The organism is Citreimonas sp., assembly GCF_042096055.1.
In the GTDB taxonomy this organism is placed as follows: domain Bacteria; phylum Pseudomonadota; class Alphaproteobacteria; order Rhodobacterales; family Rhodobacteraceae; genus Citreimonas.
In genome coordinates this window covers 1-15,880 of sequence record NZ_JBELMH010000011.1, presented here as the reverse complement: position 1 = coordinate 15,880, position 15,880 = coordinate 1, and the positions used below count along the sequence as shown (strand labels likewise).

Sequence of the window (15,880 nt, the reverse complement as noted above, 5' to 3'; positions counted from 1 at the left end):
ACCCGAAGTTCAACTACTCGATCGCGCCCTACCTTCAGCTGTCGGTCTTCGACCCGGACAGCCCGGTCCGGTACGACCTCGGCGTGCGCGCCAGCAGCAGCTACCAGGTCGCGCCCGGCCTGATCCTGTCGGGCTCGGTCACGCAGTCCGTCGCCGGCGACATCGGCGAGGCGGACCCGTCGGAATCGAACCTGCCGCGGGTGCGCACCGACGGGCCGATCTACGCCGAAGAGGGCGATCCGGCGATCGAATACCTGCAGGCAGCCTGGTACGAACGGCCCGGCCGCAACCTCTACAGCCGCCTGACGTTCGGCTATCTCGAGACGATGTATGCCGGCGTCTCGGGCGAGCTTCTGTGGAAACCCGTCGACAGTCGCTTCGCGCTGGGGGCCGAGGTGAACTACGTGCAGCGCCGGGATTACGACCAGCTCTTCGGCCTTCAGGACATGCAGACCATCGACCCGATCAGCGGCGACCAGTACACCATTCCCGACTTCAACGGTCACATCTCGGCCTATTACGATTTCGGCAACGGCTTCCACGGCCAGATCGACGCGGGGCAGTACCTCGCCGGCGACGTGGGCGCAACGATTGCGCTCGACCGGGAATTCGCCAACGGGTTGAGCATCGGCGCCTACGCGACCTTCACCGACGCCACCGCCGACGATTTCGGCGAGGGCTCGTTCGACAAGGGCCTGCGCTTCAGCATTCCGCTGGCGACCTTCGCCGGCACCCCCTCGCGCGAGTCGAGCGACGTCGTGATCCAGTCGCTGACGCGGGACGGCGGCGCGCGGCTGAACGTGCGCGGGCGGCTCTACGACAACGTGCGAGAGTATCACGAGCCCGACGCGGCGAAATCCTGGGGGAGGTTCTGGCGATGACGCGGGTCAAGCGGATGCGCCGCGCGGCGGCTCTTGCCGGATCACTGTGCGCGCTGGTGGCGCTGTCCGCCTGTTCCAGCACGCAGAGCGACTCCGCTCGGCTGCTGCGGTCGTTGCCCGGTCTGCTTCTCGATCGCGACGGCGCACCGACGCCGACGGTCGGCCCGCAGCAGATCCAGCAGGTCCTCGTCGCCACGAACGAACCGGTGATGATCCTCGAGACCGAGTCCACCGGTGCGCGCTTCATGATGATCGGGATCGAGCGCAACGGCCCCTACCGCACGTTCGGCAACGCCGCGCGGGAAACCGTGACGTTTCGCGACGGGCTGGTGGTGCAGACCCGCGGGCTCGGCGGCGACCTGATGTCGTCGGACGAGACCGCGCTGCTGTCGCAGCTGCGCAGCCGCTCGACCGGAACGGTGCCCTACGTGATGCGGTTCCTCACTCCCGAGGACGTCACGCGCGAGATCGCGTTCACGTGCCTCGTCACCAGCGAAGGCCAGCAGGCGAGCGTCTCGATGGGCGCCTACGCGGCGAGCGGGCTGGTGATGAACGCGGATTGCAACACCGACGACCTGCGCGTCTCGAGCACGTTCATTGTCACGCCGGACGGCTACATCGCCAGTGCCCGGCAATGGATGGGCGAAACGCAGGGCATGCTGTCGTCGCAGACGCTCCGACGCTGATCCGGTCAGTGCATCCCGACCCGGCGCCAGATCGTGGCGACCATCAGCCGGAAGTCGCTGCACACCGTCGCCCTTTGGGCATAGATCAGATCCAGCCGCGCCTTGCGCGGAATGCAGCGCCGGCGATAGACGGCTTCGGTCGCCTCGGCCGTGTGGCAAGCCGCCAGCAGACGCTCCTCGTGCCGGTGGAAGACCAGCGTGGCGAGGCCCGTCACTCCGGGACGGGCACGAAGAACCTGCGCGTACAGCTCCGGGTGAAGCTCGACATAATGGCGCAGGGGCGGGCGCGGACCGACGAAGCTCATGTCGCCGCGCAGGATGTTCCAGAGTTGCGGCAGCTCGTCCAGCCGCGTCCGGCGCAGCCACCGTCCGTTCCTGGTGATCCGCGCCGCCTTGTCGCCGCCCGACACGCCTGCATCGGTCTGCGCCACCGCCATCGTCCTGAATTTCCACAGCGAGAAGCCGCGCCGGGGGGTGGTCATCCGCTCGGACCGGTATAGCACCGGGCGGCCGTCGCGGACCGCCACGGATAGCGCCACCAGCACGATCAGCGGCGACAGAAGCAGCCCCAGGACCAGCGCGCCCAGGATGTCGACGGTGCGCTTCGCCACGGTCATGGCAGCGCGCCCGCCGCGCGAACTTGCGCCAAGATCGCCGCAGGGTCCGACGCGGTCGTGTTGAGGCGACACAGCCGCGACAGGCGCGTCGCATCCACCATCAGCGACTGTGTTGCCCCATTGGGCGCCTCGCGCCAGCGCAGCGGTGCGCCGGCCGCCTGTACCAGCGCCTGCATCGCCACGGGTTCCGGCGCCGCGACGTTCAGCACGCCGTCCAGCGTAGACGCTCGGATCAGCGCGGCCAGCACGCGCGTCAGGTCGATCGGGCCGATGTAGCTGCGCACGGGACCCTGCCCGTCAGCGAAGTGGTCGAGCGTCACGGCGCCGCCGCGGCACAGGCTTGCGAACAGACTCTCGGCGCCCGCCACGTTCCCGATCCGCAGACGCACATGCTCTATCCCGTCGTCGAGATCCAGGATCGCACGCTCCATCGCCGCCTTCGCCGCGCCGTAGGCCGTTACGGGCGCCAGAGGGTCGCTTTCGGGATGCGGGTCCGCCGATGGCGCGTAGACCGCCGCCGACGAGGCGTGCAGGACCCGGCGCGCGCCCACCGCATGGGCCAGCCGCGCGGCCTCGCGCGCGAGCATCGTGTTGTCGGCCAGTGAGTTACCCGCCGTCACGCCCCACAGCGCCAGCACGCATTCGGCGCGCGGCAGAGCCGCAGGATCGTCGCCCGGCGCCCAGCGCAGCATGTCGTCGCACCGACCGACCGGCATCAGGTCGATGCCCGCCCACGCCTCGGCGCAGGCCGGGTGGCGCAGCATGCGCCCCACCTTGCCGGTCGCGCCCGTCATCAGCACGGGGATCGGTCGCTTGTCGGCCACGGGCGCGCCTTCTCCGGTCTTTCCTTGCACCGGCGGAGTGTCTATCACGGGTCAGGGGCCGGTGTAACGGCCCGCAGGCAAGAAGCGGCCGGGGGATCACGTGCAGAAGATCATCACGCGGACCATTCTGGTCGGGACGCTGTTGCTGCTGGCCGCATGCAGCCTTCCGCGCGGCGCGGCCGTCCAGTCCGAAGTTGTGCGCGAGACCCGCAGCGAGACGCCGACCATTCAGGTCGTTGAGGTCACGCGCGCCAGCCTCGCACAACTGCAGACTTGGCCCGACCTCGGTTCCGACACCCGGTGGCCGCACGCGACACAGGGCGCGGACAGCTCGGTCATCCGCAGCGGCGATCTGCTGGACATCACGATCTGGGACAGCCAGGAAAACTCGCTTCTAACCAACCCGAACCAGCGCTTCAGCCGGATCGAAGAGGTCGAGGTCGACGGCGCCGGCCGGATCTTCCTGCCTTATGTGGACCAGATCCCGGTCAGCGGCCTGACGCCCTCGGGTGCGCGCGAGCGGGTGCAGTCGCAGCTCGAGGTCATCGTGCCCTCGGCGCAGGTGCAACTGAGCCTGCGGCAGGGCCGCGACTTCGCCGTCGACGTGGTGGGCGGCGTGGCCAAGCCGGGCGCCTACCCGATGCCCTCGCGCAACTACAAGATCCTCAGCGTGCTGGCCGATGCCGGCGGCATCCCGTCGAACCTGCGCAACCCGCAGGTCAAGCTGCTGCGCGGATCCGAGACGTTCAGCATCTCGGCCGACAAGCTGTATGACGGCCCGACCTACAACGCGCTGCTCTACCCGCGCGACACCGTCATCGTCGAAGCCGACGATCGCAGTTTCGTAGCCCTCGGCGCCTCGGGCACCGAGGACCTGATATACTTTCCCAAGGACCGCCTGACCGCGCTCGAGGCGCTGTCGCTGATGGGCGGCCTCGTTGAAAGCCGTGCCGATCCCGAAGGCGTCCTGGTGCTGCGCGAATACCCGGTGACCATGCTGAGCGGCGCGGGGCGCGGCCCCGAGCTTCCGCAGGTGGTCTTCTCGTTCGACCTGACCAGTGCCGACGGCCTGTTCGCCGCCCGCAAGTTCGAGATCGCGCCGGGCGACACGGTCCTAGCGACCGAATCCCCGGTCAACAACGCGCGCACCGTGCTGGGCCTCGTGGGCGTCACCTTCGGGCTAACGCGGCAGGCGACGACGCTGTCGAACTGATCCCAAGGATGTCCGGAAACAGGAAGGGCGCGCCCGACAGGCGCGCCCTTCTCGTATGGAACCGGGTGCGGGCTGCGCCGCGTGATCTCAGCTTTCGGGTGCGTCTTCTTCCCCGCCGAACTGAGCGAGATAGGCCCAGACATCCGCCAGCTGCTGGTCGTTCAGGCGCTGCGCCTGCATCTTGCCGCGCACGGATTCGCCCAGGTACTCGCTGAGGTACGCCGACGGGTCCAGAACGTAGGGCTTGAAGGTCTCGGCCTCCCAGTTCAGGCCAGCCTCGCCCGCCTGGACCATCGCGTCGCTATAGCTGTATCCCTCGACCGACCCCGCCTGCCGACCGGCAAGACCATAGAGGTTCGGGCCGACCTGGCCGCCGCGCACGATGGCCTCGCCGCTGTCGTCGACGATCTGGTGGCAGGCCTTGCAGCGGTTGAACACGGTCTCGCCGGCCGCGGCGTCGCCCTCGGGCGCTGCTTCCTGCGCAAAGGCCGGGGCCGCTAAACCCGCCAGTGTCACGAGTGTTGCGATCTTCAATGTCATCGTCGTTCTCCCTAAAAACTTTCCATAACGTAGCTCGGCATCCCGCCTTTCAACCGGCGCGCCCTGCCCCGGGTTCCGGATCAGGCCACGGCATGGGCGATGGCGCAGCGCTTCCAGAGCGTGGTCAGCGCCATCACCAGATGGTCGATATCCTCGTCGCTGTGCAGCGGGCCGGGGGTGAAGCGCAGCCGCTCGGTCCCCTTCGGCACGGTCGGGTAGTTGATCGGCTGCACGTAGATCCCGAAATCCTGCATCAGGATGTCGGCCAGCTGGCGGCACTTGACCGGGTCCTTCACCATCACCGGGATGATGTGGCTGGGGTTGTCCAGATGCGGGATGCCGATCGCGTTCAGGCGTTCGCGCAGCTTGCGCACCTGCATGCGCTGGCGCGCGCGTTCCATCTGGCTTTGCTTCAGGTGCGCGATCGACACGCGGGCCGCGGCGGCCACGGCGGGCGGAAGCGCGGTGGTGAAGATGAACCCGCTCGCGAAGGACCGGATGAAATCACACAGCGGCTCCGAGCCGGTGATGTAGCCGCCCATCACGCCGTAAGCCTTGCCCAACGTACCCTCGATCAGCGTGATGCGATCGGCAAGGCCAAGCTCTTCGGACACGCCGCCGCCGCGCGGTCCGTACATGCCCACCGCGTGCACCTCGTCTAGATAGGTCATCGCGCCGTGCTTTTCGGCGACCTCGACGATCTCGGCCATAGGGCTGATGTCGCCGTCCATCGAATAGACGCTTTCGAAAGCGACGATCTTGGTGGCGTTGGCGGGCAGCGCGGCCAGCTTGCGGTCCAGATCCTCGGGGTCGTTGTGCTTCCAGATCACCTTTTCGGCGCGCGAATGGCGGATGCCCTCGATCATGCTGGCGTGGTTGAGCGCGTCCGACAGGATCACCGCGTTCGGTAGCCGCGACCCCAGCGTCGACAGCGCCGCCCAGTTCGACACGTAACCGGACGTGAACAGCAGCGCCGCCTCCTTGCCGTGCAGGTCGGCCAGCTCGGCCTCGAGCTGCTTGTGCTGGTGGTTGGTGCCCGAGATGTTGCGCGTGCCGCCCGCCCCGCATCCGCAGGCGCCGACCGCGTCCTGCATCGCCTTCACGACCTTCGGGTGCTGGCCCATGCCCAGGTAATCGTTCGAGCACCACACCGTCACTTCTTCCGGCCCGTCAGGATCGTGGCTGCGGGCCTTGGGGAACGCGCCCACCTGGCGCTCCAGCTCGGCGAAGATGCGATAATTGCCCTCTTCCTTGAGCGTCTTGATCTGGGCCTCGAACAGCGTGTCAAAGTCCATGGGCGTCCTCCGTCGTGGTCTTTTTCAGGGTTTGCTTGGGCGCGGGAAGCATCCAGCGCCATAGTTTCTCGTCCGGCAGGCGCAGAACCATGAAGCCATGCTCCAGAAGCGCCAGCGCGGTCATCGCCGCCACCAGCGCGTAGCCGACCGATTGGAAGGGCGATTCCGCCGTCACGATCAGAACCAGCCAGACCGCCACGGCCCCGCCGAGGGCGGCGACCGAAACCGGGAAGAACCGCGTACCACGCGCCACGCGGAAGTGGCTGGGCAGGTGCGCCAGTGCTGCGGGCAGGAACTCGGTGTTGATCTTGGGCACGCCCAGGAACAGGTTCAGCTTGGCCAAGATGCGGGCGCCGAAGAGCACCGCGAAGGTCAGGAAAGCGAACGGGTTCGGCGCCTGCCAGGACAGCAGCCCCAGTGCGACCAGGACCGAGACCAGCGCGATCTCGTGGTATGCGATCGTGCCCCAGGCGCGGATGAACCGCTCCCACTCGGGCACGCCCGCGCGGCACGGCAGGGTGTTGGGGCCGGTGATCGTGCCGGTCAGGAAGGACAACTCGACCCAGGCCCAAAGCGCCAGCGCCGAGACGAAGGCGTGGTAGGCCGCGCCCGGCGTCGCCGTGTCCAGCGTTGTCATGGCGCCCCAAGCCCCGGCGGCGAAGACCGGCAACCCGGCCAGCGTCACCATCAGGCGCGCGAGCGGGCCGCGCCGATCCGAGTAGCGGACGATGACAAGGATCACCCCGGTGGAAAACCACCAGAGGAACAGCGCGACCAGCGCCGCGATCCACGGATCGCTCAGCACCGGGGCATCCTGTCCGTCGTCCGTGTCACAAGCCTCTCCTTGGGTCTTCGGTGGAAAACCCGGGGCGCGGGCCGCGCCCCGGCCGCGTTTAGTAGGCCGGTACCAGCCGGGTGCTCTCGGGCACCACGTGCTTCTTCGTCGGGATCAGGTATAGCGAGGCGAAGCATGCCGCCGCCTTGGCCGAATGCGCCAGCTGCGACAGCTTGCCCGCAACGCCACCGCGCGCCTTAGCCCGCGCGATGGCGACGTTGGCGCGCTGCAACCGCTCCAGCGTCGGCTGCCAGCGCGGGTGCTCGATATCCAGCGTGATCGGGAAGATCTGCTCGGTCATCGCGCTGGTCTTGGTGAACACCTCGTGCGCGTACCAGTCCGGGTCGACGCCCAGCGCCGCGTGGAAGGCCGGCCTCTGGTGGTCGCGCACGTACATCGTCGCGTAGACGGCCGTCAGGAAGAACTTGATCCACAGCACGTTCCCGCCGCTGGTCAGCTTGGGATCGGTCTTCATCAGCAGGGCAAAAGCCTCGCCGTGGCGGAATTCGTCCCCGCACCATTCCTCGAACCACTTGAAGATCGGGTGGAAGCGGTGCTCGGGGTTCGCCTGAAGGTGCCGGAAGATCGTGATGTAGCGGGCGTAGCCGATCTTTTCGGACAGGTAGGTGGCGTAGTAGATGAACTTCGGCCGGAAGTAGGTGTACTTCTTCTGCTGCGTCAGGAAGCCGAGGTTCACCGCCACGCCCGCCTCGCGCAGCGCGTCGTTGATGAAGCCCGCGTGCCGTGCTTCGTCGCGCGCCATCAGCTGGAACAGCTGCACGATGTCGCCGTTCTTGCCGCGCCGCTTCATCTCCTTGTAGAGCACGCAGCCCGAGAACTCGGCGGTGCACGAACTGATGAGGAAGTCGATGAACTCCTTCTTCAGCTTCGGCTCCATCCCGTCCCAGTCGACGTGGTCCCAGGCATCGGTCTTGCGGAAATGGCCCTTGTTGGGATCGGCCTCCATCTCGGCGATCAGCGCGTCCCAGTCGGCCCGCACGGGGCTTACATTGATCGCGTCCATCTCGTCGAAATCGGTGGTGTAGAAGCGCGGCGTCAGCAGCGTGTTCTGCATCGCCACGTCGGTCGCGGCCTTGCTGTCGAACTTCGCCTGCTCCTGCTGGATGGCGAGGCCTTCCTCGACCGTCGTTGCGTCGGCGGTGTGGGTGGCCGTGTTGTGCGCGTTCATAGCGTGACCTCCTCGGAGAAGGAGAATTCGCACAGCTCCATGACCTCGAAGTCGCCGGTCATGCGGGTCCAGAGCCGTTCGATCGTGCTGGCGCGGGTGATGATCGCCTCGCGGTCCTCGCGCACGATCTCTCCGAACGGCGCCATGATCTCGGGGCCCTGCACCTTCACCGCGTCGCCGGGATGAACCACCGACCCGTCGTTGAAGCGCACATGCGCGTGCAGGCTTTCGAACTTGTGAGAGATCTCGACGGTGCAGGGCACCCTTTCGATCTCGCGTGTGAGCAATCCCATAGCTTTTCCCTTTCAGCTATCGCGCCACCGGCGCAGAAGCGAACAGCCTGGCGAAGGCCGCCGCATTGTCCTGGCCGAAGCCCATCAGGTCCGCCGACCAGCCGGTCGACGGATCGGTGATGGCCATTCGGCCGTTTTCGTAGGCGGTCAGCACGACCGGACCGTCCAGCGCGACACGCGCCTTGGTCCGCTCGCGGTCGAGCACGCGGGCCACGCCCGAGACGAAGCCACCTTCTTCGGGGTTCAGCGTGACGACGGTCACGCCGGTCTCGTCGCGTACCGTGGCGGCCCCGGACAGGTCACCCTGCAGGTAGAGCACGCGCTCGGCGGCCACGGCGCCCTTGGGCGGCACGCTGCCGACCGGCTGGCCGGTCCAGACATGGGCCGAGACGAGGACCAGCGTCAGCATGACCATGCCGAACATCAGGCGGATCATCACGCGCGGCACCAGTTCGCGGTCCCGGGGTGCGACGTAGCGGGCTTCGGTCCTCTGCATCGCCGTCACTCCGCCGCCAGCGGCGCCGCGGCGTGCGGTGCACGACGCTCGACGCGGGGAACCGAGACCCGGGCCTCGGCCGCCTCGGCGATCAGCCGGGCCACACGTTCGGCATCGGGAATGCAGCGCAGCGCGGGCTGGGTCGGGTTGAACCGCCACGGGCGCACGTGCGGCCAGCACACGAGGTAGCTCAGCCGCGTCTCGCCCATCGTGTCGAAGGCGATGGTCCCCGTGCCGCCCCGGCGGCGCGACAGCGTGGCGTTGGCGATCTGCGTGTAGGGCAGGTTCAGCGTCACCGTCAGCGCGGCGCCGATGCGCATCGCGACGCGCCGGTTGGTCACCGTGTAAAGCGTGGCACGCGCCTGCACCCATCCGACGATCGTCAGCAGCGCGATCACGATCCCCCCCAGGATCACGAAGGGCACCGACGCGCCGATGGCCTGCGGCAGCGGCATCAGGTCGTAGACCGCCGCAAAGCGCCACAGGGTGAGGAACGCGAAGTAGCCTATCACCCACGGAAGCGACAACGCCTCCCAGCTCAGCCGCCACCAGTCGGGCCGGCCCTGCCACAGGATGCGCTCCCCCTCGGGCGGTCGTTCCGGCAGGCCCGGCACCGGTTCCGTCTTGAAATCGTCGTGGCTCATGGCAATTCCCCCCGGTTCGGTGTCACACGGGGCGGCGCGGCCGCCCCGCGCGCGTCACAGTTGCGGCCCCATGCGGGTTTCGTCCGCGTAGAGCTTGCCGCCGCCGTAGTAGCCGGCGATCTTGTCTTCCTCGAGCTTGGTGATCTGGTTCGCCCCCTTCAGCTGCGGGACGCCGGCGAAATGCTTGCCGTAGATCGAGTGCACCTTGACCTGGTTGCGCAGGATCCGCGCCAGCGTCAGCGGCACCAGCCGCGTGCCGTCGCCGAACTCGGGGTCCAGCTCGATCTCGAGGAAGCGGACCAGTTGCTCGGGCTCGTCCAGCCACATGTCGACGATCTTGCCGACGATCGCGCCGTCGCCGGCCACGACCGGCAGGCCGCGCGGATCGCGGCCGGCTGCGACGGCAAAGCCCTCGAGCCCCGCCATCGGCACGATCTTGGGATGGCCCTTGCCGTCGAGCTCGGGCTCGTCGCGGCGGTTCGCCCAGGATGCGGGGCCCACGCCGTCGGCCAGCGGGTTGCCGGTGGGGATATAGGGAAAACCGCCCGAGCTGGCCGTCGCCTCCAGCATTGCGTCGATGCCCGCGCGTTCGGGCGGCTGCTTGCTGGGCACGGTGTATTCGCCCCTTCCGTGCGGCAGGATGAACGTCTTGTCCTTCGGGTTCGGAAAGACCGAGCCCGCATCGGCCTGGCTGCCGTCCTCGTCGACCAGCGGATAGCCCTCGCGCTGGTTCTCGCGCTGGATCCAGACCACAAGGCCAACGAAGAACAGGAAGAAGATCCACAGCGAGATGCTCGCCAGATCGAGGTTTCCAAAGATGTAGTCTTCGGTCATGGGGTGATCCTCCTGGGTTGGCCCCTGTCAGGTGGGGAAATCGGCAAGGCCCAGCCCTGTCGGTTTCTGGTTGGGTTCGCGGCGCGCCATGCGGGCGCCCGTGCGGGTGACGAGCGGCCCCAGCGCCACGAGCGTGACGAACAGCAGGCCGATCTCGATGTGGTAGACGACGGAATAGCCGGTGGCGGGGTCGTTCAGCGCCTCGCCCCAGCCGCCGGACAGCGCGACCTGGTTGACGGCGTCGCGCAGCCCTCCGCCGATCAGCGTCGACAGGCCGGCGGCGGTCGCCTGCGCGGCACCCCAGGCGCCCAACGCGAGGCCTTTGCCGGCGCCGCCGGTCTCGGGCATGGTCATCGCCGCGGTCAGCGTCGACACGGCGAAGAGCCCCCCGCCGAAGCCGATCAGCCCGGCGCCCGCGAAGAACAGCGTGGCCGAGTGCAGGGGCGATGCGAAGATCACCGCACTGAAGGCCGCAAGCCCCGCCAGCAACCCGCGCCCGGCCATGCGGTAGGGCGACAGCCCGCGCGCCAGCCAGCGCGCCGCCAGCGCGAAGCCCACCAGCGCGCCCGCGGCCCAGCCGGCTGTCAGCAGCGTTGTCGTGCTGACCGACAGGCCGAGGATCTCGCCGCCATAGGGCTCCAGCAGCACGTCCTGCATGTTGAACGCCATCGTACCGAGGAACACGACCGCCAGCAGTCGCCCGGCCGTGCCGCCGCGCGTCAGGTCGGCCCAGGCGTCGGCGAAGCGCGGCGCGGGCGCCTCGCGCTCGGCGCGGGTCATCGGGCGGACGCGCTCCTGCCGCCACAGCGCGACCACGTTCAGGACGATCGTCGCGACCGCGCAGCCCTGCACGACCTGGATCAGGCGGATGCCGCTGAAGTCGCGCAGCAGCCAGCCGATCACGATGGCCGACACGCCCATGCCGATCAGGAACATGACGTAAAGCAGCGCCACGACCCGCGGCCGGGTCTCGTCGCTCGCCCGGTCGGCGGCGAGTGCGAGGCCGGCGGTCTGCGTCATGTGCATTCCCAACCCCGTCATGATGAAGGCGAGCGCGGCGAGAACCTCTCCGGCGAAGGGCACGTCGTGCGTGACGTCGCCGCCCAAAACCAGCAGGCAGGCCGGCATGATCGCCAGGCCCCCCATCTGCCAGAGCGAGCCGAACCAGAGGTAGGGAACGCGCTTCCACCCGATGGCGCTGCGATGATGGTCGGACCGGAAGCCCAGCAGCGCACGGAACGGCGCGATCAGCACCGGAAGTGCCACCATGATCGCCACGAGCACCGCCGGGACCGAAAGCTCGACGATCATCACGCGGTTCATCGTGCCCAAGAGCATGACGCCCGCCATGCCCACCGACACCTGGAACAGCGCCAGCCGCAGAAGCTGGCCGAGCGGCAGACCGTCGCTGCCCGCGTCCGAGAACGGCAGAAGCCGCGTGCTGATCCGGGCGACCTGGGCGCGCGAGACGATCATGCGACCACCTCCAGCGCGTGGGAGATATAGAAGCCGCAATTGACCCGGCCGAGATCGCGCACGCGACCCGCACCGCCCAGCGCCCGGGCAAGGCGCCCCGTGTGCTGCGGCACCATGACGGGCGAGCGGTCGGCGCGCGGGAAGGCCTTGCCGGCGTACCACATCGCCATCAGAAGCCCGGTCCGCGGCGGCACGGTGAAGACGACGCCGCCGACGGTGCGCGCGGCCAGGCCCTCGATCGCGGCGCGGATGTCGGCGCGGCTGTAGTAGATCAGGCTGTCCATGGCGATCACGTGATCGAAGGACCCCAGCGCCGGGCTCAGCATGTCACCGGCCGAGAACGCGACCCGGCCGCGCAGGCCCTCGGGCAGCCGGCGCTCGGCGATCGCGACGAGGCTGGGCGAGATGTCGACCGCGACCACTTCGGCGCCGCGGGCGGCAAGCTCTGCCGTCGCCTGGCCCGCGCCACAGCCCGCGTCCAGAACGCGCGCCCCGCGCAGGTCGGCCGGCAGCGCGTCCAGCATCAGGCCGCGCATACGGTCCCGCCCTTCGCGCACCGTCGCGCGGATGCGGCTGACCGGCGCGTCGCTGGTCAGCCGCTCCCACACCTGGGTCGCCGTCCGGTCGAAGTAATGCTCGACGCGGTCGCGCGTACCCTCGTAGGCCGGGTGCATGGCGTGGATGGGGGCCGCGTCGCGCATCAGTCGAATCCCAGCAGCTCGAAGATCTCGCGGTCGGGCAGCGCCGCGGGGGCGAGCGGTTCGGTCCCGGTCCACAGCGTCTGCGCCAGCTGCAGGTATTCCTGCCGCGCGGCGAGGATGTCCGGTTCGTCCGGCATCTCGAACAGCGTCTTCTTCTTCAGGCGCGAGCGGCGGATCGCGTCGAAGTCGGGCATGTGCGCCAGACGCTTGAAGCCAACGACGTCGCAGAACCGATCAACCTCGTCGGTGTCCTTCGACCGGTTGGCCACACAGCCCGCCAGCCGCACCTTGTAGTTGGCGGACTTCGCCTGCACGGCGGCGATGATCCGGTTCATCGCGTAGATGGAGTCGAAATCGTTGGCGGTCACGATCACCGCCCGGTCGGCGTGCTGCAACGGCGCCGCGAACCCGCCGCAGACCACGTCACCGAGGACGTCGAACAGCACCACGTCGGTCTCGTCCAGCAGGTGGTGCTGCTTGAGCAGCTTGACTGTCTGGCCCACCACGTAACCGCCGCAACCGGTGCCCGCGGGCGGGCCGCCCGCCTCGATGCACATCACACCGCCCCAGCCCTCGGTTACGAAATCCTCGGGGCGCAGTTCCTCGGCGTGGAAATCCACGTCCTTCAGGATGTCGATCACCGTCGGCTGAAGGTGCCCGGTCAGGGTGAACGTGCTGTCGTGCTTCGGATCGCAGCCGATCTGCAGAACGCGCTTGCCCATGCTGGCGAAAGCGGCAGACAGGTTGGACGACGTGGTCGACTTGCCGATCCCGCCCTTGCCGTAGACCGAGAACACCTTCGCGCCCTCGATCTTCATGTCGCTGTCCTGGTGCACCTGCACCGATCCCTCGCCGTCCTGTCCGCGCAGCACCGGCGGCGCGCTCACGCCACGCGCGCGCAGCCCCGCGGCTTCGCGCATCGCGGCGCGGGCGGCCGGCGGTGTCTTGTCGTCGAGCGGGCTCATGCTGATCTCCAATCCGGGCAATCCGCCCAGTGCTTCTTTGGTCCGAAAATATCCCGGGGAGCGCGAGGGGCTGGCTCCTCGCTCCACCGTTGCCACGTTGCGCGACAATCGCTCATTCCGCCGCCACCCCCTCGAGCCTGTCCTCGATCGCGTCCGCGGCGTCCTGAAGTGCAGCCAGCGTGTCGGCATCGGGGTGCCAATAATCCCGGTCGTGCGCCTCAAGCAGCCGGTTCGCCATCCGGCTCGACGCCGCCGGGTTGAGGCTGGCCAGCCGGGCGCGCATCTCGGCGTCCAGCACGAAGGTCTCCGACAGGCGCTGGTAGACCCAGGGATCGACCTTCCCGGTCGTGGCGGACCAGCCCATCGTGTTGGTCACCTGCGCCTCGATCTGGCGGACGCCCTCGGCACCGTGCTTCAGCATCCCCTCGAACCATTTCGGGTTGAGGCTGCGCGAGCGCGTCTCCAGCGCCACCTGATCGGCCAGCGTACGCATCTTGCCCTGCCCGCGCGTGGTGTCGCTGATGTACAGCGCCGCGTCCGAACCCCGCGCGCGCTTCACCGCCCGCGCGATCCCGCCCAGCGTGTCGAAGTAATGGTCGACCGTGGTCACCCCCAGCTCGACCGATTCCAGGTTCTGGTAAGCGACCTCGACGGTCTTCAACTGGCTTTGCAGCAGCGCCGCGTTCGCCTTGGCCTTGCCACCGACGCCGTAGGCGAACGACTTGCGCGCCTCGTAGGCATCGGCCAATTCGTCCTCGTCGCCGAAAGCGCTGCTGTCGACCAGCATGTTGACGTTGGACCCGTAGGCACCCTCGGCGTTCGAGAAGACGCGCAGCGCGGCGGTCTCGATGTCGCAGCCATGCTCGGCCATGTAGGCCAGCGCGTGGGCGCGGATGAAGTTCTGCTCTGCCGGCTCGTCGGCCTTCGCGGCCTTCAGCGCGGCCTCGGCCAGCATCCGGGTCTGCAGCGGCAGCAGGTCGCGGAAGATGCCCGACAGGGTCATCACCACGTCGATCCGCGGCCGGCCCAGCGCATCCAGCGGCAGCAGGTCGGCGCCCGAGATCCGCCCGAAACTATCGAAGCGCGGCACCGCCCCCATCAGCGCCAGCGCCTGCGCCAGCGGGGCGCCGTCGCTCTTGATGTTGTCCGACCCCCAGAGCACCAGCGCCACGGTACGCGGCAGCGTGTCGTGCGTGTCCAGCAGAAGCTGCGCCTGCCGCGCGCCGTCCCGGCAGGCGAAGGCCGTGGGCATGCGAAACGGGTCGAAGGCGTGGATGTTGCGGCCCGCGGGAAGCACGTCGGTCGAGCGGATCAGGTCGCCGCCCGCCACGGGCGCGATATAGCGGCCGTCGAGCGCGCGCATGAGGCCGTCGATCTCGTGATCGCCCTGCAGCAGGGCATCGACGTGGGCACGGGTGTCGTCGTCCGCGCCTTCGATCAGCGCCAGGTAGTCGGCACGCGCCGCGGCGCTCATCGGTCGGCCCAACACGTGCAAGCCGTCGGGGATCAGTGCCTCTTCGGTCTCGAGCAACCGCAGCCACAGGTCGCGCGGGGCCACGCCGCCCATGTCGACCGCCTCGGCCTGCTCGGCGATCAACGCCTCGAGTTCGGGGCGCACGGGATCGCCCGCGTCGCTTTCGCGCCAGCGGGTCAGGCTGTCCTTCAGTTCGGCGAAGCCTTTGTAAAGGCCCGACTGCGCCAGCGGCGGCGTGAGGTGGGTGACCGTCACCGCGCCGCTGCGCCGCTTGGCAAGAGACGCCTCGGACGGGTTGTTCGAGGCATAAAGGTAGACGTTCGGCATCTCGCCGATCAGCCGGTCGGGCCAGTCGCGCGCGCCGGGCCCGGCCTGCTTGCCGGGCATAAATTCCAGCGCACCGTGCATGCCGAAATGCAGCACCACGTCGGCCTTCAGCGTGTCGCGCAGGTAGCGGTAGAACTGGACGAAGGCGTGCGTCGGCGCGAAGCCCTTCTCGAAGAGCAGCCGCATCGGGTCGCCCTCGTAGCCGAAGCTCGGCTGCACGCCGACGAAGACGCGGCCGAAGTGCCGCCCCAGCACGAAGACCCCTCGCCCGTCGGACTGCACCTTGCCCGGCGCCGGGCCCCAGCTTCCCTCGATCTCTGCCAGGTGCGGGGTGCGCGCGACGATCTCGTCGGCCGGCACATGGTCCGCGACGTTGGCCTCTTGCCCGTAGCGCGCGGCGTTACCCTGCAGGACGGCGGCGCGCAGCGCCTCGGGGCTGTCGGGAAACTCGACGTCGTAGCCGCGCGCCTTCATCGCGTGCAGCGTGGCGTAGAGGGATTCGAAGACGCTCAGGTAGGCGGCCGTGCCGACCGCACCCGCGTTGGGCGGAAAGCCGAAAAGCACGATGGCGGCTGTCTTGTCGGCGTTGC

17 protein-coding genes are annotated in these 15,880 nt (G+C 68.6%); 3 read left to right on the top strand and 14 right to left on the bottom strand.

What is annotated here, in order from left to right; genetic code table 11:
• The coding region (locus tag ACFDTC_RS04550) for a YjbH domain-containing protein (RefSeq protein ID WP_375257688.1) at positions 1–881 on the top strand (881 nt) is incomplete at its 5' end.
• Entirely contained in the window at positions 878–1,567 is a 690-nt protein-coding gene (locus ACFDTC_RS04545) for a YjbF family lipoprotein (protein WP_375257687.1), read from the top strand. The genes ACFDTC_RS04550 and ACFDTC_RS04545, both read left to right, overlap by 4 nt.
• Before the next feature lie 5 nt (positions 1,568–1,572).
• On the opposite strand, the gene ACFDTC_RS04540 is transcribed toward ACFDTC_RS04545, so the two are convergent.
• Positions 1,573–2,184 (bottom strand): sugar transferase, encoded by a 612-nt coding sequence (locus tag ACFDTC_RS04540; protein WP_375257686.1) that lies wholly within the window; start codon positions 2,182–2,184, stop codon positions 1,573–1,575.
• Positions 2,181–3,008 (bottom strand): NAD-dependent epimerase/dehydratase family protein, encoded by an 828-nt coding sequence (locus ACFDTC_RS04535; RefSeq protein ID WP_375257685.1) that lies wholly within the window; start codon positions 3,006–3,008, stop codon positions 2,181–2,183. The genes ACFDTC_RS04540 and ACFDTC_RS04535 overlap by 4 nt, the downstream gene beginning before the upstream one ends.
• A 100-nt stretch (positions 3,009–3,108) precedes the next feature.
• Here ACFDTC_RS04535 and ACFDTC_RS04530 point away from each other — a divergent pair, with 100 nt between their 5' ends.
• Positions 3,109–4,221 (top strand): polysaccharide biosynthesis/export family protein, encoded by a 1,113-nt coding sequence (locus tag ACFDTC_RS04530; protein WP_375257684.1) that lies wholly within the window; start codon positions 3,109–3,111, stop codon positions 4,219–4,221.
• A gap of 87 nt (positions 4,222–4,308) precedes the next feature.
• Here the strand turns inward: ACFDTC_RS04530 and ACFDTC_RS04525 are convergent, their stop codons facing one another.
• From ACFDTC_RS04525 to ACFDTC_RS04470, 12 genes are all read right to left on the bottom strand, one after another.
• A complete protein-coding gene (locus tag ACFDTC_RS04525; RefSeq protein WP_375257683.1) occupies positions 4,309–4,761 on the bottom strand; it encodes a c-type cytochrome in 453 nt (150 codons plus the stop codon).
• A gap of 80 nt (positions 4,762–4,841) precedes the next feature.
• A complete protein-coding gene (hemA, locus tag ACFDTC_RS04520) occupies positions 4,842–6,056 on the bottom strand; it encodes a 5-aminolevulinate synthase (protein WP_375257682.1) in 1,215 nt (404 codons plus the stop codon).
• Entirely contained in the window at positions 6,046–6,861 is an 816-nt protein-coding gene (gene puhE, locus ACFDTC_RS04515; protein ID WP_375257681.1) for a putative photosynthetic complex assembly protein PuhE, read from the bottom strand. Before puhE ends, hemA begins: the two co-directional genes overlap by 11 nt.
• An 88-nt stretch (positions 6,862–6,949) precedes the next feature.
• A complete protein-coding gene (acsF, locus tag ACFDTC_RS04510) occupies positions 6,950–8,080 on the bottom strand; it encodes a magnesium-protoporphyrin IX monomethyl ester (oxidative) cyclase (RefSeq protein ID WP_375257680.1) in 1,131 nt (376 codons plus the stop codon).
• A complete protein-coding gene (locus tag ACFDTC_RS04505; RefSeq protein ID WP_375257679.1) occupies positions 8,077–8,373 on the bottom strand; it encodes a hypothetical protein in 297 nt (98 codons plus the stop codon). The genes acsF and ACFDTC_RS04505 overlap by 4 nt, the downstream gene beginning before the upstream one ends.
• Positions 8,374–8,389: 16 nt before the next feature.
• A complete protein-coding gene (puhC, locus tag ACFDTC_RS04500; RefSeq protein WP_375257678.1) occupies positions 8,390–8,869 on the bottom strand; it encodes a photosynthetic complex assembly protein PuhC in 480 nt (159 codons plus the stop codon).
• Positions 8,870–8,874: 5 nt separating this feature from the next.
• Positions 8,875–9,513, bottom strand: a complete 639-nt coding sequence (puhB, locus tag ACFDTC_RS04495) for a photosynthetic complex putative assembly protein PuhB (protein WP_375257677.1) — start codon at positions 9,511–9,513, stop codon at positions 8,875–8,877.
• Between the two features lie 54 nt (positions 9,514–9,567).
• Positions 9,568–10,347, bottom strand: coding sequence for a photosynthetic reaction center subunit H (gene puhA, locus ACFDTC_RS04490; RefSeq protein ID WP_375257676.1), 780 nt, complete (start codon positions 10,345–10,347; stop codon positions 9,568–9,570).
• A 27-nt stretch (positions 10,348–10,374) separates the two neighbouring features.
• Complete coding sequence (locus ACFDTC_RS04485) at positions 10,375–11,823, bottom strand: PucC family protein (protein ID WP_375257675.1); 1,449 nt, start codon at positions 11,821–11,823, stop codon at positions 10,375–10,377.
• Positions 11,820–12,524, bottom strand: a complete 705-nt coding sequence (gene bchM, locus ACFDTC_RS04480) for a magnesium protoporphyrin IX methyltransferase (RefSeq protein WP_375257674.1) — start codon at positions 12,522–12,524, stop codon at positions 11,820–11,822. The genes ACFDTC_RS04485 and bchM overlap by 4 nt, the downstream gene beginning before the upstream one ends.
• Positions 12,524–13,444: a ferredoxin:protochlorophyllide reductase (ATP-dependent) iron-sulfur ATP-binding protein gene (gene bchL / locus ACFDTC_RS04475; protein ID WP_375257724.1), complete on the bottom strand. Its 921-nt coding sequence runs from the start codon at positions 13,442–13,444 to the stop codon at positions 12,524–12,526. Before bchL ends, bchM begins: the two co-directional genes overlap by 1 nt.
• Positions 13,445–13,601: 157 nt before the next feature.
• On the bottom strand, positions 13,602–15,880 hold a 2,279-nt coding region (locus tag ACFDTC_RS04470; RefSeq protein WP_375257673.1), incomplete at its 5' end, for a cobaltochelatase subunit CobN.

What these genes read in the sequence shown, in the direction of transcription:
- ACFDTC_RS04545 (WP_375257687.1), top strand. Translation starts at nt 878, where the DNA reads ATGACGCGGGTCAAGCGGATGCGCCGCGCGGCGGCTCTTGCCGGATCA.
- ACFDTC_RS04540 (WP_375257686.1), bottom strand. Translation starts at nt 2,184, where the DNA reads ATGACCGTGGCGAAGCGCACCGTCGACATCCTGGGCGCGCTGGTCCTG.
- ACFDTC_RS04525 (WP_375257683.1), bottom strand. Translation starts at nt 4,761, where the DNA reads ATGACATTGAAGATCGCAACACTCGTGACACTGGCGGGTTTAGCGGCC.
- hemA (WP_375257682.1), bottom strand. Translation starts at nt 6,056, where the DNA reads ATGGACTTTGACACGCTGTTCGAGGCCCAGATCAAGACGCTCAAGGAA.
- acsF (WP_375257680.1), bottom strand. Translation starts at nt 8,080, where the DNA reads ATGAACGCGCACAACACGGCCACCCACACCGCCGACGCAACGACGGTC.
- ACFDTC_RS04505 (WP_375257679.1), bottom strand. Translation starts at nt 8,373, where the DNA reads ATGGGATTGCTCACACGCGAGATCGAAAGGGTGCCCTGCACCGTCGAG.
- puhC (WP_375257678.1), bottom strand. Translation starts at nt 8,869, where the DNA reads ATGCAGAGGACCGAAGCCCGCTACGTCGCACCCCGGGACCGCGAACTG.
- puhB (WP_375257677.1), bottom strand. Translation starts at nt 9,513, where the DNA reads ATGAGCCACGACGATTTCAAGACGGAACCGGTGCCGGGCCTGCCGGAA.
- puhA (WP_375257676.1), bottom strand. Translation starts at nt 10,347, where the DNA reads ATGACCGAAGACTACATCTTTGGAAACCTCGATCTGGCGAGCATCTCG.
- ACFDTC_RS04485 (WP_375257675.1), bottom strand. Translation starts at nt 11,823, where the DNA reads ATGATCGTCTCGCGCGCCCAGGTCGCCCGGATCAGCACGCGGCTTCTG.
- bchM (WP_375257674.1), bottom strand. Translation starts at nt 12,524, where the DNA reads ATGCGCGACGCGGCCCCCATCCACGCCATGCACCCGGCCTACGAGGGT.
- bchL (WP_375257724.1), bottom strand. Translation starts at nt 13,444, where the DNA reads ATGCGCGAAGCCGCGGGGCTGCGCGCGCGTGGCGTGAGCGCGCCGCCG.